This is a genomic window from Enterococcus sp. DIV0901a, assembly GCF_051711525.1.
Lineage (GTDB): Bacteria > Bacillota > Bacilli > Lactobacillales > Enterococcaceae > Enterococcus_B > Enterococcus_B faecium.
Genome location: NZ_JBIOMW010000002.1, coordinates 98046 through 116828, shown reverse-complemented (window position 1 = coordinate 116828; position 18783 = coordinate 98046). Strand labels below are relative to the sequence as shown.

Annotated in this window: 17 protein-coding genes and 6 pseudogenes; 11 read left to right on the top strand and 12 right to left on the bottom strand. The window is 37.3% G+C overall.

Annotated features, from left to right (window positions below):
* Nucleotides 1-32: 32 nt before the first annotated feature.
* Together IGL70_RS13450 and IGL70_RS13445 are read left to right on the top strand one after the other, a co-directional pair.
* A complete protein-coding gene (locus IGL70_RS13450; RefSeq protein ID WP_002328816.1) occupies nucleotides 33-962 on the top strand; it encodes an IS30-like element ISLpl1 family transposase in 930 nt (309 codons plus the stop codon).
* Nucleotides 963-1035: 73 nt separating this feature from the next.
* Complete coding sequence (locus IGL70_RS13445) at nucleotides 1036-1197, top strand: cysteine-rich KTR domain-containing protein (RefSeq protein WP_096709348.1); 162 nt, start codon at nucleotides 1036-1038, stop codon at nucleotides 1195-1197.
* Here the strand turns inward: IGL70_RS13445 and IGL70_RS13440 are convergent.
* From IGL70_RS13440 to IGL70_RS13430, 3 genes and pseudogenes are all read right to left on the bottom strand, one after another.
* Nucleotides 1194-2561, bottom strand: a complete 1368-nt coding sequence (locus tag IGL70_RS13440) for an ISL3 family transposase (RefSeq protein WP_043921381.1) — start codon at nucleotides 2559-2561, stop codon at nucleotides 1194-1196. The two genes, IGL70_RS13445 and IGL70_RS13440, sit on opposite strands and share 4 nt — an antisense overlap.
* A 104-nt stretch (nucleotides 2562-2665) precedes the next feature.
* A pseudogene (locus tag IGL70_RS13435) lies at nucleotides 2666-3475 on the bottom strand (IS256-like element IS256 family transposase); the annotation flags it as partial.
* Nucleotides 3476-3743: 268 nt separating this feature from the next.
* On the bottom strand, nucleotides 3744-4529 hold the full coding sequence (locus IGL70_RS13430; protein ID WP_002326540.1) for a SinI family restriction endonuclease: 786 nt from the start codon (nucleotides 4527-4529) through the stop codon (nucleotides 3744-3746).
* A 124-nt stretch (nucleotides 4530-4653) separates the two neighbouring features.
* Here IGL70_RS13430 and IGL70_RS13425 point away from each other — a divergent pair, with 124 nt between their 5' ends.
* Nucleotides 4654-6249, top strand: a complete 1596-nt coding sequence (locus IGL70_RS13425) for a type I restriction-modification system subunit M (protein WP_010718348.1) — start codon at nucleotides 4654-4656, stop codon at nucleotides 6247-6249.
* Nucleotides 6239-7093 (top strand): annotated as a pseudogene (locus IGL70_RS13420) (restriction endonuclease subunit S); the annotation flags it as partial. The gene IGL70_RS13425 and the pseudogene IGL70_RS13420, both read left to right, overlap by 11 nt.
* 565 nt (nucleotides 7094-7658) lie before the next feature.
* On the opposite strand, the pseudogene IGL70_RS13415 reads toward IGL70_RS13420, so the two are convergent.
* A pseudogene (locus IGL70_RS13415) lies at nucleotides 7659-8183 on the bottom strand (recombinase family protein); the annotation flags it as partial.
* 86 nt (nucleotides 8184-8269) lie between these two features.
* Here IGL70_RS13415 and IGL70_RS13410 point away from each other — a divergent pair.
* Nucleotides 8270-9426, top strand: a protein-coding gene (locus IGL70_RS13410; RefSeq protein ID WP_096541010.1) for an IS3 family transposase whose coding sequence is annotated in 2 segments (ribosomal slippage) — nucleotides 8270-8549 and nucleotides 8549-9426 — 1158 coding nt in all. Because the reading frame shifts where the segments join, the coding sequence is not laid out codon by codon here.
* A 138-nt stretch (nucleotides 9427-9564) separates the two neighbouring features.
* Here IGL70_RS13410 and IGL70_RS13405 read toward each other — a convergent pair.
* From IGL70_RS13405 to IGL70_RS13390, 4 genes and pseudogenes are all read right to left on the bottom strand, one after another.
* Nucleotides 9565-10140 (bottom strand): annotated as a pseudogene (locus IGL70_RS13405) (recombinase family protein); the annotation flags it as partial.
* Nucleotides 10141-10174: 34 nt separating this feature from the next.
* Nucleotides 10175-10336, bottom strand: a complete 162-nt coding sequence (locus tag IGL70_RS13400; protein ID WP_002326548.1) for a hypothetical protein — start codon at nucleotides 10334-10336, stop codon at nucleotides 10175-10177.
* Between the two features lie 569 nt (nucleotides 10337-10905).
* Nucleotides 10906-11328, bottom strand: a complete 423-nt coding sequence (locus IGL70_RS13395) for an RNA polymerase sigma factor (protein ID WP_002326549.1) — start codon at nucleotides 11326-11328, stop codon at nucleotides 10906-10908.
* 425 nt (nucleotides 11329-11753) lie between these two features.
* Nucleotides 11754-11855, bottom strand: a pseudogene (locus IGL70_RS13390) (undecaprenyl-diphosphatase); the annotation flags it as partial.
* 160 nt (nucleotides 11856-12015) lie between these two features.
* Here IGL70_RS13390 and tnpA point away from each other — a divergent pair.
* Nucleotides 12016-12420 (top strand): IS200/IS605-like element ISEfa4 family transposase, encoded by a 405-nt coding sequence (tnpA, locus tag IGL70_RS13385; RefSeq protein WP_002287522.1) that lies wholly within the window; start codon nucleotides 12016-12018, stop codon nucleotides 12418-12420.
* 16 nt (nucleotides 12421-12436) lie between these two features.
* Nucleotides 12437-13585: an IS200/IS605 family element RNA-guided endonuclease TnpB gene (gene tnpB, locus IGL70_RS13380; RefSeq protein WP_002323589.1), complete on the top strand. Its 1149-nt coding sequence runs from the start codon at nucleotides 12437-12439 to the stop codon at nucleotides 13583-13585.
* A gap of 183 nt (nucleotides 13586-13768) precedes the next feature.
* Here the strand turns inward: tnpB and IGL70_RS13375 are convergent, their stop codons facing one another.
* From IGL70_RS13375 to IGL70_RS13360, 4 genes are all read right to left on the bottom strand, one after another.
* A complete protein-coding gene (locus IGL70_RS13375) occupies nucleotides 13769-14518 on the bottom strand; it encodes an ABC transporter permease (RefSeq protein ID WP_002326550.1) in 750 nt (249 codons plus the stop codon).
* Nucleotides 14511-15428, bottom strand: coding sequence for a bacitracin ABC transporter ATP-binding protein BcrA (bcrA, locus tag IGL70_RS13370; RefSeq protein ID WP_104870296.1), 918 nt, complete (start codon nucleotides 15426-15428; stop codon nucleotides 14511-14513). Before bcrA ends, IGL70_RS13375 begins: the two co-directional genes overlap by 8 nt.
* Nucleotides 15429-15610: 182 nt before the next feature.
* The gene (gene bcrR, locus IGL70_RS13365; RefSeq protein WP_000395511.1) at nucleotides 15611-16225 is read right to left on the bottom strand and encodes a bacitracin resistance transcriptional activator BcrR; all 615 of its coding nucleotides are present in this window, start codon (nucleotides 16223-16225) and stop codon (nucleotides 15611-15613) included.
* Complete coding sequence (locus IGL70_RS13360) at nucleotides 16215-16541, bottom strand: DNA-binding protein (protein ID WP_002367753.1); 327 nt, start codon at nucleotides 16539-16541, stop codon at nucleotides 16215-16217. Before IGL70_RS13360 ends, bcrR begins: the two co-directional genes overlap by 11 nt.
* Before the next feature lie 36 nt (nucleotides 16542-16577).
* Here IGL70_RS13360 and IGL70_RS13355 point away from each other — a divergent pair, with 36 nt between their 5' ends.
* The 4 genes and pseudogenes from IGL70_RS13355 to IGL70_RS13340 all read left to right on the top strand — a co-directional run bounded on the left by IGL70_RS13355 (nucleotide 16578) and on the right by IGL70_RS13340 (nucleotide 18627).
* A complete protein-coding gene (locus IGL70_RS13355; protein ID WP_002331379.1) occupies nucleotides 16578-16937 on the top strand; it encodes a helix-turn-helix domain-containing protein in 360 nt (119 codons plus the stop codon).
* Nucleotides 16906-17118 (top strand): hypothetical protein, encoded by a 213-nt coding sequence (locus IGL70_RS13350; RefSeq protein WP_018345319.1) that lies wholly within the window; start codon nucleotides 16906-16908, stop codon nucleotides 17116-17118. The genes IGL70_RS13355 and IGL70_RS13350 overlap by 32 nt, the downstream gene beginning before the upstream one ends.
* A 206-nt stretch (nucleotides 17119-17324) precedes the next feature.
* Nucleotides 17325-17621: pseudogene (locus IGL70_RS13345) on the top strand (restriction endonuclease subunit S); the annotation flags it as partial.
* Between the two features lie 28 nt (nucleotides 17622-17649).
* Nucleotides 17650-18627: a toll/interleukin-1 receptor domain-containing protein gene (locus IGL70_RS13340; RefSeq protein ID WP_002326554.1), complete on the top strand. Its 978-nt coding sequence runs from the start codon at nucleotides 17650-17652 to the stop codon at nucleotides 18625-18627.
* Nucleotides 18628-18783: the final 156 nt, after the last annotated feature.

Sequence of the window (18783 nt, the reverse complement as noted above, 5' to 3'; positions counted from 1 at the left end):
TACCACAAACCCATCTTTTAGGAGCTGATCTTTTGTCTAGTATAACCTATTCCGAACGAATTAAAATCGAAACCTTTTGTGAACTAGGGCTGTCCAATATCCAAATGGGCGTTCGGCTGAACCGATCACCGTCAACAATTTCTTATGAATTATCTCGATGTCAACCCTATCAGGCTGAATTAGCACAAACAGATGCCGAATACAAGCGATCACGATGTGGTCGGAAAACTAAGCTGAGCGATGAGTTAAAGCAAAAAATTCTCAACCATTTACGTCTAAGCTGGTCACCAGGAATGATTGCTCACGAATTTAAACTAGCTACTAAATCTATTTATAATTGGCTAAATCAGGGGAGAATTGGTTTCTCCTTGAATGATCTACCTGAACATGGCGTACGCCAACGGCGTAACGTTGACCAACGATCCAAATATAATCAATCTTTGGGGCGATCAATTGAACAGCGTCCCATGATGATTAATCAACGTAATCGCATCGGCGATTTTGAACTAGATACAGTCGTTGGTCCTCGTGGGCATAGTAAGGCAGTTTTATTAACTTTAATCGATCGAAAATCACGGTTCCTTTGGGCATACCGGTTAAAAGATCGGACGACAGCGACTGTTAATGAAGCACTAACTAAGTTCCTAACCACTTTTAATGGTCCGGTGCACAGCTTTACTGTGGACCGTGGCACTGAGTTTAGTGGGCTAGTATCACTTGAATCACAATATGGTATTAAGACCTATTACTGCCATGCTTATACGCCAGCTGAACGTGGTAGTAATGAACGCTTTAATCGGAATTTACGTTATTTTTATCCTAAAGGGACTCGTTTTGAGCACATTAGTGCTCAAGATTTAACGACGACGTTACTCCAAATTAACCAGCGACCGCTTAAAATACTCGACTGGCAAACACCGTATCAGGTTATGCTGACAAATTTGTCCAAAAATTTGGATTAAATTTGCAATCTACCATATAGATTTGAATTAAAGTGGAAAGGAGGAGATTGTTATTATAAACTACAAGTGGATATTGTGTCCTATTTGTGGAAATAAAACAAGACTACGAATACGAGTGGATACTATACTTAAAAATTTCCCTTTATACTGCCCCAAATGTAAGAACGAAACTTTAATTAATGTTCAAAAAATGAGGTTCAGTATAAATTCTTGTGTAAACGGCTGTGAGATTTAGGATGCCTTTCGGGATATTTCCATTAATCGCAGAAAGAAGTATTCATCATCTGGATACCCATAACCCTTACGTCTCTCAGTCTTGATCTTATTGTTGATACCCTCAAGTTTGCCAGTTGATATCCCGTATTTGGCGAACGTGTAGATCCCTCTCAAATGGTTATTTAAGAGACGCGCAAACCAAATAAAGTGGCTATTCTCAGTTGCCTTGCAGATGTCTATGATCCCTTCAAGTCTAACGCACATTTCCACCTCGTCATGTGAGTTGTATGCCTGGTCTAGCAAGTCTTTGACGAGGTCTATTGTGAAGAAGAGCTTGTTTTCTTCCAACAGCTCGTCATACCATGCTTCATTACCGCCATAAGCCTTTATTTCTGGTGTATTGAATATTTCACCAGCAGTAGACACTAGCTTGCCTTGACGGGCATCCTCGTCCTTCTGAACTAATGTGGACCTCTTAGACATCAAGATGTAACGTGAGTTCTTAAGCAACTTAGCAGCCTCTGGAGAGCCTTCTTCAGCCAGCCGTCTTTGTTCATCCTTTCTGATCTCTGAAACCACTTTATCGTTGAAATTCTTGATAATGTGGAAGCGATCATAGACGATGTCTAGCTTGGGATAGCGCCCTTTAAAAGCTTCTTCGAAGTCTGAATTCATGTCGCAAGCCACCGCCTCAACTTTTGACATCCACTCATCGCCAACATGATCCATAAACTCGAAAACAACGGCTTTCTTCTTGCCATGGGCTAAGTAGAGAATATACCCTGTTTCCCAGTCTATGATTGCGGTGGCGTACTTATGGCCATCGTGGAGCTTAAACTCATCAATGGCTAAGTATTTTGCCTGCCTTTCAGGTTTTATGAGTGTCTTGCCATCAGTTGTAAATTTAGACAGTAGAAGAGACTTGTGAATTGACTTTACAGTCATCTTGTCCAAGCCAGTAAGCCAAGCCACTGCCTTTAGAGTAAGGCCATAGCTTAACAGTTTCTCAGTGTATTCTTTTAAAGGTTTGGTGATGCGATAACCATCAGCTTTAAAAGGGATAGACTGGCTTCTAGTGTTGAATTGGCAATCAATGTTAAGACAACGAAAACGTGCATAGGACACTCTGATATTGGTGTGTACTCCACCAATAGCGACGTGCTTAAGGGTAGATTCTAAAGACCCATTTTTAACTAGTTTTCTTGAGCAATTAGGACAGAAGGTATCACCACGCTCATCTAGCTTTCCTACAAAGGTTAATCCACCTTCATTTTGAATTGGCTCGCCAACTTGAATAAAGTCGGTAAGACCAGAATTAAAGGATAAGACACCTTTGTTAGGCATAACATCTTGAGTAGTAACTGACAGTTCTGTATAATTCATAGTAAGAAGGGCTCCCCATGTTTTTGTCGTTATTAACATTGTAAGGGACAACCCTTCTTTTTTTGTTATCTAATTTCTATTTACACAAGAATTTATACTGAACCATTTTTTTTAGGAATGGTGGTAAAGATATTTCTTAGGAAGTGAACTTGGCATCTTTGCCAACTTACGTTGGTGAAGGATTTTCTAATGGCAGAGACTAATCCTTTGTGCGCATCAGAAATAACGAGTTCCGTACCTTGTAAACCGCGTTCTTTTAGGTATTCAAAAAATGTTGTCCAGGTCTCTTCGCTTTCGCCACTTTGAATCATGAAGCCGATAATTTCACGGTCGCCATCTTTGGTTATTCCAATCGCTATATGACAGCTTTTTGAGAGTACTCGATTTTCTTCTCGTACTTTTATATAGAGTACATCGGTCATTAAGTAAGGATAATTTTTTTCTGATAATAAACGATTCTGCCACTCGTTAACCATAGGTTCTAGCTGTTCTGTTAAGCTAGAAACGAAGGACTTAGAGACGGATTTACCACAAAGTTCTTCCACAATTTTTGATACTTTACGAGTTGAAACGCCTGATACATACATTTCCAACATTGAAGCCATGAGGGCTTTTTCGTTTCGTTGATAACGTTCAAACACTGTGGGTGAAAAATGGCCATCACGTGTTCTGGGTACTTTTAATTCTAGCGTGCCTACACGTGTCGTAAAGCTGCGCTCATAATAGCCATTTCGTTGACTTTGTCGGTTTTCTGTTCGTTCATATTCTTTTGCTTGAATATATTCTGTTCGTTGATTTTCCATTAGTTGATTAAATACCGTTGTTAAAATATTTTTAGAAACGTCATCCTTTACAGAATATTCAATAATGCTTTGAATCTCTTCGCTTTTCAGTGTAAAATGTACTTGGGTCATGTAAAAGTCCTCCTGGGTATGTTTTTGTCGTTAAAAACATTGTACCGTAAAAGGACTGTTATATGGCCTTTTTACTTTTACACAATTATACGGACTTTATCGATTTTTTACAATCAATTTATACTTTAAAGCTTTGGTGGGGATTGTTTCGTAAATCCAAAAGATATTATAAGGATCTGAGGTAAGATAGAAATTTCTAAATTCAAAGTTTTTTTGTTTGTTTATAATTTTTTCCATGTATCGTGGATAGATACTAATAAGGATATTGTTAGTCATCGAGTGTCCATAATTCTCGTGTGGATTTTTCATTAATATAAGCTAAATAACTATTTTCAGTTAACTTAGCTGCCAGTTCCTTACTAGCTTCAGTCATTTCTATTAATGCTTTCCAATTGGGGATAGGGCTATCCAAACCAGAAATTTTTGTCGACTTATTTAAACGATTCCATTTTCTAATTGTTGTTCCTACTCTTATAGCTGAACTCGAACTGCTTTCTGTATTGTATTTATTTTTCACTTGTAAAAGAATTGGTGAGGTTCCTAAATAACAGAAATCAACAGCTCGATATACAGAGCCGGCGCACCAAATCCAACCTTCAGGTTCTAACACTTCGGCTAAATATTCCTCTAAAATACTTCCGTTCATGTTCTCAGCGCTCATATATAAAAAATGTCCACGCAAGTAGTCATTCAATACTTTTTGATCATCAATATTAGCATTTGCTGCTACTCTAGTAGTTAAAGCAGCATCTTTTTCGCCAAATGTTTTAAGAGGTTTTTTTAATGCTGGGTTATTCCTATCCCTGATGTATTTATTACACCATTTTGTTAAGTAAATTTTTGCCATAATTAATGGATTATCACTATCAGGTACTGATATACCAGTGAACAAACTTGGTCCATTGTTGAGTGCAAAATAAAAAAGTTCTTTTAAATTTTTATGATACTTACTATCTTCAACGTCATCGATAACTTCATCAAAAATAATGGATGCCGGTTCTGTGGTTAAACCTTCATTTAAGATTGATTCAAAAGTTCTATTTTTGTTAGGCATATACGTCACGTAGCTTGTTATCAAGAATAAGATTCTTTCTATTTTTTTTGCTTTTTCTAAAAGGGAGTATGCTAAAATAAGAGGGTATATAGCAACTTTAAATAAGAGATAGGAGTGTATCTTTTTGGGTGCAGAATTAAATCAAAAATTATTTAGTGCGGCAGATAATCTCCGTAGTAAAATGGATGCGTCAGAATATAAAAATTATTTATTGGGACTGATTTTCTATAAATATTTATCCGACCGTTTGTTGGAACAAGTGGTTCTTTTAGCAGATGAATCCTTAGAGGAATATGACACAGTAAGCAAACAAACAATGTTGTATCGTGAATTACTTTCAGATGAAGAATCAAAAGAAGACCTGATTGCCACAATCGTTGATATTTTGGGGTATTCGATCTCACCAGAGTATCTTTTCAACGTCTTAGCGGATCAAGCAAAACAAGCAACGTTCCAATTGAATGATTTAAATAAAGCCTTTGTGCAATTGTCTTCTACTTATAACCAATTTAATGGGTTATTTGATGATGTGGATCTCCAATCAAAAAAACTAGGAACAGATGAGCAACAACGAAATGTCACGATTACCGAAGTTATCAAGAAATTAAACGACGTAGATGTTTTAGGACACGATGGGGACGTGATCGGGGATGCGTATGAATTTCTGATCAGTCAATTTGCTTCAGAAGCAGGGAAGAAAGCCGGAGAATTTTACACACCTCATATGGTTTCTGATATGATGGCACAAATCGTAACGTTGGATCAAAAAGAACGACGATTCTTTAGTGTCTTTGACCCAACCATGGGTTCAGGTTCATTGATGTTAAACGTACGTAACTACTTAACTCACCCAGATAATGTTAAATATCATGGGCAAGAATTAAATACAACGACATACAATCTAGCAAAAATGAACTTGATTTTACATGGGGTAGATGCCGAAGAAATGAATCTCCGCAATGGGGATACGCTGAATAAGGACTGGCCAACAGATGAACCTTACACATTTGATGCAGTAGTGATGAACCCACCTTATTCGGCTAATTGGTCAGCAGATACGACTTTCTTAGATGATTCTCGGTTTAATCGTTATGGAAAATTAGCGCCAAAATCCAAAGCAGATTTTGCGTTTCTTCTTCATGGGTTCTATCATTTGAAGGAAACAGGTACCATGGCCATCGTCTTACCACACGGAGTTTTATTCCGTGGCGCTGCAGAAGGGGTCATTCGTCAAAAATTATTAGAAGACGGCAGTATTTATGCCGTGATCGGTATGCCTGCGAACTTGTTTTTTGGTACATCGATTCCAACGACAGTGATTGTATTGAAAAAGAACCGCCAAACTCGAGATGTATTATTCATTGACGCTAGTCGAGAATTTGTCAAAGGAAAAAATCAGAATAAATTATCGGAAGAAAACATTCAAAAAATCCTCGAAACCTACGCTGAAAGAAAAGATGTCGAGAAATACGCTCATTTGGCAACCTTTGATGAAATCAAAGAAAATGACTATAACTTAAATATCCCACGCTATGTAGATACGTTCGAAGAAGAAGAACCAATTGATATGGTTCATGTCGGAAATGACATCAAGAAGATACGACAAGAACAGCAAGTGCTAGAAAAAGAACTCTTGGAAGCACTCTCTTCTTTGCAAACAACACCTGAAAATGAAGCGTGGTTGCAAGGTGCGTTGGAGGTATTCAAACATGAGCAATGATACGCAACCAGAAATTCGGTTTCCTGGATTTACGGATGATTGGGAAGAGCGTAAGTTGGGAGACGAAGTTCGAATAGTGATGGGACAGTCTCCTAATTCAGAAAATTATACTGATGATCCTAATGATTATATTCTTGTGCAAGGTAATGCTGACATGAAAAATGGTCGTGTTTTCCCGAGAGTATGGACAACTCAAGTTACTAAACAAGCTGAAAAAGATGATCTCATTCTAAGTGTCCGAGCACCGGTTGGAGATATTGGTAAAACAGCTTATGACGTGGTTATTGGTCGAGGTGTTGCTGCCATAAAAGGTAATGAATTTATATTTCAGAATCTTGGTAAAATGAAGTCCGACGGGTATTGGACTAGATATAGCACTGGATCAACATTTGAAAGTATTAATTCTACTGATATTAAAGAAGCTATAATAAGTGTCCCTACAATTGAGGAACAAAACAAAATCGGTTCATTCTTCAAGCAGCTGGATAACACTATCGCCCTTCATCAACGTAAGTTAGATTTGCTGAAGGAAACGAAAAAAGGATTCTTACAAAAAATGTTCCCTAAAAACGGAGCAAAAGTGCCAGAAATCCGTTTTCCAGGATTTACGGAAGATTGGGAAGAGCGTAAGTTGGGTGATATAGCTCCCTTACGTGGCGGTTTTGCATTCAAAAGCTCTAAATTCAGGAACACTGGTGTGCCAATTGTTAGAATTTCAAATATTCTTTCCAGCGGGGAGGTAGGTGGAGATTTTGCATATTATGATGAACAGGATAAGGATGACAAATATATTCTTCCAGATAAATCAGCAGTCCTAGCCATGTCAGGTGCAACAACAGGTAAGGAATAAAGTAGTGACACTTTATAACACCAGAGACGGTAGTACTTTTGTCCCACAAAAACCAACAAACATCTCCACCGTCTTTATAAACAGGAAAATTAAATAAAATAGACTTTAGAGGCAAATCAGCCTCGTCACATGGGAAAATCTCTATTTCTTTGATTAACGAAGAAATTAGGGATTTTTTCTCTTCATCATTGATTTTGTCATACACTTTATCAAAGTTTGCCAATAGGGTGTAGATATTTTCTAATGTAATAGCATCTTGCTCTACAGCTTTGCGACGTAGCTTGACATCTTCAATTTTTTCTTCTAATTCTATGATAATATCATACAGACCATCAAGTCTGAATGTCATATCGTTAATTTTACGTTCTCTAAAACGAGTATCTTCCGGTAGGCTGTCTATTTCATTCTCAAGGCGACTTTTATTTAAATCTACTTCTCGAAGTTTAGCTTCATAGTTTTTTAGCCCTCTGTTTAAAGTAGACGTATCAATTTCTTTGCCTATTTTTGATTTGATTTCTGTCGCAAAATCTTGATTTTTAATTAGCTCTCTGATTGCTTCAATGACGAGTGGCTCAATATCAGTCTTTTTGAGCATTGACTTATACTCGCAGGTTTTTCCTCTGGCTGTCCGAGCCTTGCTGCACACATAATAATAAACCTCTTTATATGTACCGTCCTTGTTTGTCCAAGCGTGTTTATTGGTGTACATCGGGCCGCCACATTTAGGGCATTTTAGAATACCGCTTAACAAATGGGCTCTATCTCGACCAATTTTAGATGGAGATTTTACACCTGTGATTTCCCGTTTTTCATGTGCTTGATTCCAAAGTTCTTCATCTATGATAGCGTCATGTTGCCCATCTGCAATAATGTAATCATCTTGACGTACTTGGCGATATTCATTTTTAGTACCTTTGACCTTTTCTCTTGTTCGTCTGCCAAAAGCAATTTTTCCACAGTACACAGGATTGTCAAGAATCATCCTAACGAAATGTGTACTCCATTGTGAAAGTGTACCGTTATCACGTTTTACCTTTTCTACGCCTTGAAGGTTAAGGTATTTCGCAATTTTATTAAAACCCATATTGTCATTTTGGATAGGCTACAATAAACTAGACAGAAAAGATAAGGTGTGTAAACTATAAGAAAACACACTGGAGGAATCATGTTATGTCGCAAAGAAGAGAACGCAGAACATATACGCAAGAATTTAAACAACAAATGGTCGATTTACTAAACTCTGGAAAACCAAGGGCCGACATCATCAGAGAATATGAACTAACACCATCGTCTTTTGACAAATGGGTCCGTCAGGCAAAAAAGACAGGTTCATTCAAAGAAGCCGATAATCTGACCCCAACGGAAAAAGAGCTTATAGCCTTACGCAAACGAAACCAACAACTTGAGATGGAGAATGATATTTTAAAGCAAGCAGCGCTGATATTCGGACGAAAAGACAAGTGATTGATGCAAACAAGCATACATATTCCATATCAGCGATGTGTAAATTATTAAATATTTCCCGTCAAACGTATTACTACAAAACAAAGAAAAAGCCGAGTGAAGCTGCGCTTGAAGCCGCCGTAACAGAAGAATTCAATCGTAGCCGCAAGAACTATGGTACGCGGAAAATCAAAGCTGCTCTGGCAAAACGTGATATCCTAGTTAGTCGTCGCAAAATCAGTCAAATCATGAACAGACGAGGTTTGAAATCAAATTATACAAAAGCAAATTATCGAAAGCATACATCGAATGTAAATCACTCCGATATTGGCAATACCTTGGATCGTGCCTTCACTGAACGTGAACCTTTGGAAGCAATCATCACAGATCTGACTTATGTAAGAGCTGGCACAACGTGGTGTTATGTTTGTTTCATTATTGATTTATTCAATCGTGAGATCATTGGTCATTCCTGTGGTCCGAACAAAGATGCAGCGTTGGTCAAAAGTGCTTTCCAAAGTATCTCCCATCCTTTGACTGAAGTCAAAATCTTCCATACAGATCGTGGGAAAGAATTTGATAATAAACTGATTGATACGATCTTAGAGACATTTGACATCGAACGATCACTGAGCAAGAAAGGCTGTCCTTATGATAATGCAGTGGCAGAATCAACCTATAAATCATTTAAAGTAGAATTTGTTTATCCGAATACATTTGACACATTGAATCAACTCAAACTACAATTATTTGATTACGTCAATTGGTGGAATTATCTTCGGTTACATGGTTCTTTGGGGTATGAGACACCAATCGGCATTCGAAATCTGAGATTGGCGGAGCGAATCCTTGATAATGAGCATGGATGTGGTAGCGTTGCGTAGTGGCAGATACATTTAATCGTTGCTTCGCCACGGTTGTTCCACGTCCATGGTGACTCGTTGTCAAGGACAATCGGATTAGATAACAAGCACCTGATTTTTACACTTTATAATTTTTGTCAAAAAAAGTATTGCCATTCCATTTACATATTTATCAAAGATGATTCGTATCGCTTCGGCTTCATTTTCTTGGATATAAAGTTGCTTATCTTTGAGGTAGTAGCCATAAGGGGCAAAACCACCATTCCAACCGCCTTGACGGGCTTTTTCTTTTCGTCCGTTCATGGTTTGTTCTATGATGTTTTCACGCTCTATTTCAGCAACAGCAGACAATACAGATATTAAAAGTTTCCCGCTTGTCTGTGATGAGTCAATCCCTTCTTCAATGCAAATCAAATTTACACCAAAGGATTGAACGTGTTCTAAAGAGTTTAAAATGTCGGCTGCATTTCTGCCAAAGCGAGATAGCTTATAAACTAAGATATACTCAATTTCCAGCCCGTTTTCAATATCGAATAACATTTGCTTAAATGCAGGTCTGCCATCTATAGATTTTCCGGATTTTCCAGCATCCTCATAAATATTTACAATCTCCATTTCTTCTCTATCTGCAAATCGTTTTAAGCTATTTTTCTGACCATCTAAACTAAAACCGTCAACTTGCATTTCTGTACTTACACGAGGATAAAGTACACATTTTTTCCCACTCCTATTCATAGTCATACCTCCAATAAATTATTGGAAAACATCTTTACTTAGCACTATTTATCTCATTTAAAACCTCTGCACCATGTTTTTCAATAATTTGCGAAAGCACATTGATGAAATCTTGATATGCTTTTGTTTTTGTACGAACTTCATCAGGTGTAGTGGTTGTAGCAGTATTTTCAGATATGCTGTTGATATTTTCCATTCGCAATCACCTCCAAGTGTATCGCTTATATAGATTATAAGCAGTTATTTCATTTATGAAAAGTTTGTCACCATAGTTAAAAATGCAAAACCAACCGCACTGTAAATTTATAGTGCGATTGGTTTTTGATTACATCATATTGTCGTATTTGCCACGCACCCCGACAAAGGGGATATTTTGAGTTGCTGTTGGCACAGCTATCATAGCCCCATGATACCGTAGCTCGTCCTTTCAAAAGCCACGCATACCGTAGGAACTCCCTCCGTTTTAATCGTATTGAGGGCTAAACGTATCGAAGTATCATTATCCCTTATGTGGGTCATTGCGGACGAGTGTGCCACACTCGGTCTAACAGTCCATTTATCGCTCGGGCGGTAGTATAATCACCTCCCCATACCGCTGTTATGGCGATGTCTGTTAAGTCGCTTTGCCTTTCGGCTCACATAAGTAATGTACTCAAAATATCGTATATTCAGTTGTCAAGGAACAATTATGCTGTTTGGTATATAAGAGAAAAAAACTTCCTCTTATATACCTTTAGAAAAAGAGGGGTAAACGACGTGGGTAGATTAGAAATTATTTTTCAAATACTTTTCTAAACTACATAGTCCTCTGCGGATTGCATCTTTTACGCTACTTGCTGATGTACCCTCTGCCTTGGCAATAGCTGCTTTGCTCATTCCTAAAAAGTAGTGAGCATAAATACGTTTTGCCTGCTTATCCGGCAGGGTGGCAATGGCAGCATGGAGCTGTTCGGTTGTGAGCTTACGCTCGTAAATCTCATCGGGTGAGAGGGAAACAAACAAGGCAGTATGTTCAATACCGTCACCACGGTCAAGAGAGTAGTAGGCTTTATGGTAGCGTATGCGGCTTTGGTAGGCTTGCTCTGCCTTGCGATATTCTTCAAAGATGTTAAATACCTCATCGGGAATGTCAATATATGTGTCCACAGTTATGTGGGAATAGTAATCTTTCAAGTTTATTTTTTTCATGGTTGTACCATCCTTTCAAATTTTGGTTTAGTGCGAATTTGAAAGGACGGTGGGGGTGAACGACACCGGGGGTCTATATACGCAAAAATGCCAGACTGAAATTCATAAAATCTCAATCGGGCATAGGTGTATTTGTTTCGTATTATGTAGTTTTTATTTTCGTGTTCTTGCCCGTAATCGTCCCACAATGTGGTAAGGATTTTTTTGATAAATTACCAAGTGTTAGGGCAAAAGAAAACACGGCGATACCTCCTTGGATACCGCCGTGTTCCTATCAGTCGTCATTGGTTTGTGTAAACGCAAAGAAACGGCGGCTCTGAAAATCAAAGCCACCGTTTCATAGGCGTGAAAATATGTCTGCTGTACGACGGCTTTTTTCTTTTGCCGTCGTGCGGCAGATTATTGCTTATGGAATTGTTTTTCTATCACATTACTGTTATAAGTACAACAAGTATACCAAGCACAATTCGATACCAACCAAACACCTTAAAATCATGTTTTTTGATAAAGTTCATTAGGAATTTAACAGAATTAGGCAGAAGTCGCCCATCCTCTATAGGTGGGTGATGAATGCCGTTCGGTATGAGGGTTACCGTTGGTAACTCGAAGACCGACAACTAAGGCGTATTGCCTTTTTATTTTGTCCCATGTTACAATCAGTCTATACAAGAAATGAGTTGATATAACATGGAATTAGATACAAATAATCATTCAGTATTTCTTCTTTATTACCACCTTGTTTTAGTAACGAAATATCGTAGACAAGTGATTGATGATGAAATATCTGATTATGCCAAAACTACTTTTGAAAGAATTTCAGAATCGTATCACATTACTTTAGTGGAGTGGAATCATGATAAAGACCACGTTCATATTATGTTCAAAGCTCAACCTAAAACAGAATTGACAAAATTCATCAATGCCTATAAAAGTGCCAGCTCAAGATTGATAAAACGTGACTTTCCAAGAGTCAAACAATTTCTTTGGAAAGAAATGTTCTGGTCTAAAAGCTTTTGTCTTCTGACAACTGGTGGCGCACCAATTGATGTGATTAAGAAGTATATCCAAAATCAAGGAAACAATCATAAATAGAAAGTAGGTGAACTTTATGGAACAACTAAAAGCATACAAATTCAGAATCTATCCAACAGAGGAACAAGAAATCTTCTTTGCCAAATCTTTTGGTTGTGTCCGTAAGGTCTACAATCTAATGCTTGATGACCGAAAAAAGGCGTATGAAGAAGTTAAAAATGATTCTTCTAAAAAAATGACTTTTCCGACACCAGCTAAATACAAGAAAGAATTTCCGTTTTTGAAAGAAATTGATAGCCTTGCTTTAGCCAATGCCCAACTTAATTTAGATAAAGCATACAAGAATTTTTTTCGGGATAAATCCGTTGGATTTCCACGTTTCAAAAGTAAGAAAAATCCTGTTCAGAGTTATACAACGAATAATCAAAATGGTACAATTGCTTTGATTGATAGTAAATTCATCAAAGTTCCTAAATTGAAGTCATTAGTAAGAATTAAGCTTCATAGACAACCAAAAGGGATTATCAAATCTGCTACAATATCACGTCATTCTAGCGGTAAATACTATATTTCTTTGTTGTGTAAAGAAGAAATTATCGAATTACCTAAAACTAATTCCACAATTGGTATTGACTTAGGTATTATGGACTTTGCGATTCTTTCTGATGGACAAAAAATTGATAATAATAAATTCACGTCCAAAATGGAAAAGAAACTAAAGCGTGAACAACGCAAATTGTCTAGGCGTGCTTTATTGGCTAAAAATAAAGGTACCAATCTATTTGAAGCTAAAAATTATCAAAAACAAAAACGCAAAGTAGCTAGATTGCATGAAAAAGTAATGAATCAACGTACTGATTTTCTGAATAAGTTGAGTACAGAAATGATCAAAAATCACGATATTATCTGTATTGAAGACTTAAACACAAAAGGTATGTTGCGAAATCATAAATTAGCTAAAAGTATTTCTGATGTTTCTTGGTCAAAGTTTGTGACTAAATTACAATACAAGGCTGACTGGTATGGACGAAAAATCATCAAAGTAGATAAATGGTTTCCGTCTAGTCAGATTTGTTCAGAGTGCGGACATAAAGATGGCAAGAAATCTCTTGAAATTCGAGAATGGACTTGTCCTGTTTGTCATACTCATCATGATCGTGATATCAATGCTAGTATCAATATTCTGACCGAAGGTCTAAGACTACATTCTATGGGATTGGCTTAGATCCAATCATCAAGAACCGTAGGAACTACGGGGATAGCTTGGTAAATAAGAGACACCGCTGTTAGTAAAGAAATACGCTATCAAGTATGCTCTATTCCCAAGAAGCTCCCACTTCAAGCGTTAAGAACCGTCAGGTTTAGCTAAGTGGTGAGTAGTTCACAATTTCTATAAAATCAAGTACCATTATTTCAAATCCTCCTTTTTAAAATGATGAAAGGTCATAAGAAAACCAACTGCTGATACAAGAATAATAATAGATACAGACAGCAGTGTAGGATAGCCGGTACTCTGAAGTTTACCCTGCACCAAGAAATAGGTGGCTGTCCACGGATACAACGCTCCCCATTCTTGATTTGAAAGTGCGGCACTTCCCATGACAATCACGGCAGAGCCAATCATCGGGGCGACAAATCCTTTTGTTTTCATAGCAACAAACACAAAAGGAGAAACTGTTAAAAACATCAGGATACTGCCAAACAAAAACTTGGGGAGCCATACTATTGCCACTAGTAAGCTATATCCCTCCAATGTAAAGACAGCGTGATATAGCCCACAAGCGATAAATATACCTGCCCATGTTACAAGGGTGAGCATAACAATCCAAAGAAGCAGGGTGCAAAATTTTCCAATTAATAGTTTTGTCCTTGAAATGGGTATGGGCAATATGGTTTTGAGTGTGCTTTCTGTGTACTCTCTGCTAAACAAGTAAGCTGCAATTGCCACATATATCATCATGTTTACCAGCAGCATGATATACAGTACACTGTCGCTGTATATGTCAGACAAGGTAAAGATAATCTCCGGCTTATCAAAATGTGTTTGCAAGGCTTCTATTAACATCAAAAGTGGGGTAGATAATACCCCTGCCACACTAATTAGCACCATTTTTGAACGCTTTAGTTTTAATAATTCACAAGAAATAAGATTAAGCAATACCGCCACCTCCAATCAGTTTAGAAAAGTAGTCCTCTAAGTTTTCCTCACTATCATTTATCCTTGTCACGAGCAGTCCATTTCGTGCAAATTCTCGATTGATTTCTCCAACACTTTGGCTAAAGTCATAAATTCTCACCGTACCGTCCTGCACTGTAAAATCCGTCATGTGGTAGTGGTTTTCTAAAATCTTTCCGGCTATCTCACTGTCAGATAAATCAAATTGAATGTATTTTCGATTCCTTTTGTGAAGCTCGGATATATTCACTTCCTCTACTAAATGCCCCTCGTGCATAACGCCGATAATATCTGCTATCTGTTCAATCTCGCTTAAAACATGGCTTGAGATAAAAATGGTAATGCCATGATTGTGACTAAGTTCAGATAAAAATGAGCGTATTTCAACTATTCCAATGGGGTCAAGTCCGTTAATCGGTTCGTCAAGTATTAAAAGCTCCGGCTCGTGCATAATGGCGGCGGCAATACCAAGCCGTTGCTTCATTCCGAGGGAATAATCGGAAAAGACTTTTCTTTTCTCCTTATGCAGCCCCACAACTTCAAGAGCTTTTTCTACTCCACTTTTAGATACTCCCCCTCGCAGTTTAGCGAGAATTTGCAAATTCTCATACCCTGTTAAATTACTGTAAAATCCCGGTGTTTCGATAATAGAGCCTACTTTGCTATAAAGGGTATGGATATTTTCCTTATAGTTTGTGCCAAACAAGCGTACCGTTCCCTCCGTTGGGAAAGCAAGCTGCAACATCATTTTCATTGCTGTGGTTTTGCCTGCTCCGTTTCTGCCGAGCAAACCATAAATTTTGCCCGTTGGCACATGAAGATTGACCTTATCGACAACGGTGGCTGTTCCGTATCGCTTCGTAAGATTTTCTGTTTCAATGATATAATCCATATTTGATTTTCCTTTCCGTTGGTTGCTGTTCTTGTTTTCACTGACCACAATCTTATTATCACAGGAGCTATATCAAAAGCCAAGAAACCTACCGTCACATCGCCTACATCTATCATGTCAACATGAAAAAAAGACCCGACACTTATCGTGTCAGAGCCTATTTCAAGGGATTTATATCGTTTTTACTTTGTTCCGTTCTGCTTAATCCAAACAACTATTTTTGCGACAAACAGCAGAAACATAAGTGCTGTTATATATGGTTCTCTTGCTGCTGCTAAGAAACAGATAGCCAAAGCAGTGAGTCCAAGGGAGCATTTTGTAGCAATGCCGCCCCATGTTTCTTTATCTAAATGGGTAAGTATTATTTTAGCAATCCCTATTACAATCAAGGCGGCAAAAGCACTCCAGTAGACTGCAAGATTGAATGGTGTGGTGGCTGTAAATGATAGTAGATTGACCGCATAAACATAACCGCCAACAGAGTTTCCATATAACGGAAGAAATATAAACGCAACTGCCATCATATCCAATATTCCATAAATATAGTTGTAAATCTTTTTCAAGTTGGAACGATTTTCAGTTTCGGCAAGTGTAATCAGTTCTTCGCCCGATAGTAGTTCATCTATGGTCACAGAAAAGAATTTAGAAATACACTTGAGCGACTCAATGTTAGGGTAACCCTTGCCGCTTTCCCATTTTGAAATGGCTGTTCTTGATACATATAATTGCTCCGCAAGTTGTTCCTGCGTTAAGTTCTTTCCAGTCCTAAGCTGTTGTAGCTTTTCATTAAATTCCATGATTCTCCTCCTGTTTGTTCCTTGTTTTCATACGTCCATCAACGGGTTTTTCTGCATCTTTTGGTATCATCCATGCACGACCAAATTTTTCAGTTCCGTCAATGCGATTTTCCTCACATAATTTTTGTATCCGTCTTTCCGATATGCCCCATTTTTCAGAAGCGGCTTTCACAGAAATGTAATCCATAATATCAACTTCCTTTCGCAAAGAGTATATAATTATTATATACGGAATGACGAATAATAGCAAGTTTCTCTCCACTAATACGAAATTATACACTACTAAACATAAAATCATACTTCGTTCAAATATCATCACCCGAAATGTACAATGATATAGGGTGATATTAAAATGTACCAAGATGAAAGAAAACTTGATTTTAAGCCGTTAGGTATAGCGATAAAAAAAGCTCGGGAAGCAAAAGGGTGGACACAGGAATATCTTGCCCAACTGGTAGACCTTACGCCACGCTCTATTATGTATATAGAGAACAGGGGGCAGCACCCAAGGCTTAACAAATTTTATCTCATTACTACCTTGCTTGACATCTCTGTAGACCAGTTCTTTTTTCCATGCAATGAAGATGGCGACAACAATCGCCGCAAACAAGTTGATGTACTGTTGAATGATATGGAAGAAAAGGAGCTTATCGTGATGGAAGCAGGACTTGTTGCTCTATATGACCGACCATCAAGCAGAGATGGAATTTGAAGATGGTGTCGATAACGTCAAGATTAGCGGTCTGAAATTCTTTACCGCAAAAGACGGACAAAACACAATCCCTGAATTGATGGCAATGTCTGGCGTGACCTATCAGAAACCTAATGAACAGATAGATTTATTGATGGTAGCAGACCCTTCTACTGATGTAATAATCGAGGAGGATGAGTGAAATGCCAAAGAAATTAGATATTTTTGTTGAGAAAGTTTTTGTTCCATTCATTAGCTCAATTTGTCTAGATAAGCGATTAGAATCACATATCAAACGCTAAAAGTATAGACTCTCACTATAAAGGTGGGGGTCTTTTTTGCGGAAACATTTTTTTACCACCCCACCCTTACACTTTGTGAGTGCTTTAATATCCTTATCAAAACCAGCGAGTTGGTTATTTTCAGTCTGTAGAAAATATTGACTACGGGTTTATTTCCACAATCGTCCGTTCAGAATTATTCATGATGCAACTTGATTCTGTTCTAGTTTCAGGCGCTCAGCCAAATGTATTGTCAAAAGAAATTGATTCGTTTAATTTTATGATTCCCATATTAGTTCAGGAACAACAAAAAATCGGTTCATTCTTTAAACAGCTAGATGACACTATCGCTCTTCATCAACGGAAATTAGATTTATTGAAAGAACAGAAAAAAGGCTTTTTACAAAAAATGTTTGCAAAGTGATTATTAATTACATAAGGAGGGTGTAGAAGTGTTGAATAAGTCTATTTTTATTTCATATGCTTGGGAAAAAGACGAGCCACTAGACAAGAAAGTTAAAAATTTTTCACAATGGTTAGCAATTTATTTGCAATCTTGGGGGTTTCGAGTCCATCTTGATGTATTGGAAAACCACCCTGGAACTAAACTTGATGAATTCATGAAGAACGGTATTGATAGTTCTCACTTTGTTATTTGTATTTGTACGCAAACTTATTTAAAAAAAATAAGCGATTCAGCAACCGGCGTATATAACGAAATAGAATTAATAAAAAAACAAGCTAAAAGTCCATTTATAATTGCCATAATTGATATCGAATCATTTACTGATCTGCCCGATTTTTTTGAAGGAAAGTATATCAGTCAATTAAAATTCGATACACCGTTTTCGCAGGAGAATAAAAAAGGACTATTTGAATTAATATCAACTATACGTGACGAACTATTTCTAAATATCAAGGTGGAAACAAAACCTGATGCTCAAGACAGAATTGAAAGGTACTATAATAGTGTTGAAAAAATAAAATTTTTGAATGATTCAGCCAATTTAATGAATTTCAAACCACAATCAGAAGGCGAAATCTCTTTTCAGTACCTACTTAACGGCGGAGACTTTAAATTAGGTATTTCACCAATGGAATTTATAACTCATTGGACAAGTGCAGGAAGTGATACAATTTACTCCTATAAAAAAGTCAATAAGATGATGAGAATTCATAACTTTGAAAATTTTGACAGAATAAATAAACCCGCTGATATTGACTTTGATAAAGTAGTTGATATTAATTGGGGTGCATCATTGAGAGAAGGAGACGGGATCGTATGGATCAATGATAAAAACTATCTAGCGATAGGTAAAATAATTCAAATTTATTTGGATTCCGAAGATGAATATAAAAGTATGGTAACTCTTGCTTATAAGATTTTAAACCCAATTGATCTGACGGACGATTTCATCGATAGCAAATAGCCTATATATTTATTGGCGCTCATAAATATATAAAACAAAAGATTCTATATTTTTACAGGGTCTATAATCAGATAATAACTCCTATAAAAAACTATTAAAACAGTCCTTTTAATCTAACTGTCAGATTAAAGGGGCTGTTTATTTATTTTAATGATA

Excerpts from the sequence above, each read along its gene's own strand:
- tnpB (WP_002323589.1), top strand. The coding sequence starts at position 12,437 with ATGGAACAACTAAAAGCATACAAATTCAGAATCTATCCAACAGAGGAA.
- IGL70_RS13395 (WP_002326549.1), bottom strand. The coding sequence starts at position 11,328 with ATGAAAAAAATAAACTTGAAAGATTACTATTCCCACATAACTGTGGAC.
- IGL70_RS13350 (WP_018345319.1), top strand. The coding sequence starts at position 16,906 with ATGACCGACCATCAAGCAGAGATGGAATTTGAAGATGGTGTCGATAAC.
- IGL70_RS13430 (WP_002326540.1), bottom strand. The coding sequence starts at position 4,529 with ATGCCTAACAAAAATAGAACTTTTGAATCAATCTTAAATGAAGGTTTA.
- IGL70_RS13360 (WP_002367753.1), bottom strand. The coding sequence starts at position 16,541 with ATGATATTTGAACGAAGTATGATTTTATGTTTAGTAGTGTATAATTTC.
- bcrA (WP_104870296.1), bottom strand. The coding sequence starts at position 15,428 with ATGGATTATATCATTGAAACAGAAAATCTTACGAAGCGATACGGAACA.
- IGL70_RS13400 (WP_002326548.1), bottom strand. The coding sequence starts at position 10,336 with ATGGAAAATATCAACAGCATATCTGAAAATACTGCTACAACCACTACA.
- bcrR (WP_000395511.1), bottom strand. The coding sequence starts at position 16,225 with ATGGAATTTAATGAAAAGCTACAACAGCTTAGGACTGGAAAGAACTTA.
- tnpA (WP_002287522.1), top strand. The coding sequence starts at position 12,016 with ATGGAATTAGATACAAATAATCATTCAGTATTTCTTCTTTATTACCAC.
- IGL70_RS13440 (WP_043921381.1), bottom strand. The coding sequence starts at position 2,561 with ATGAATTATACAGAACTGTCAGTTACTACTCAAGATGTTATGCCTAAC.
- IGL70_RS13355 (WP_002331379.1), top strand. The coding sequence starts at position 16,578 with ATGTACCAAGATGAAAGAAAACTTGATTTTAAGCCGTTAGGTATAGCG.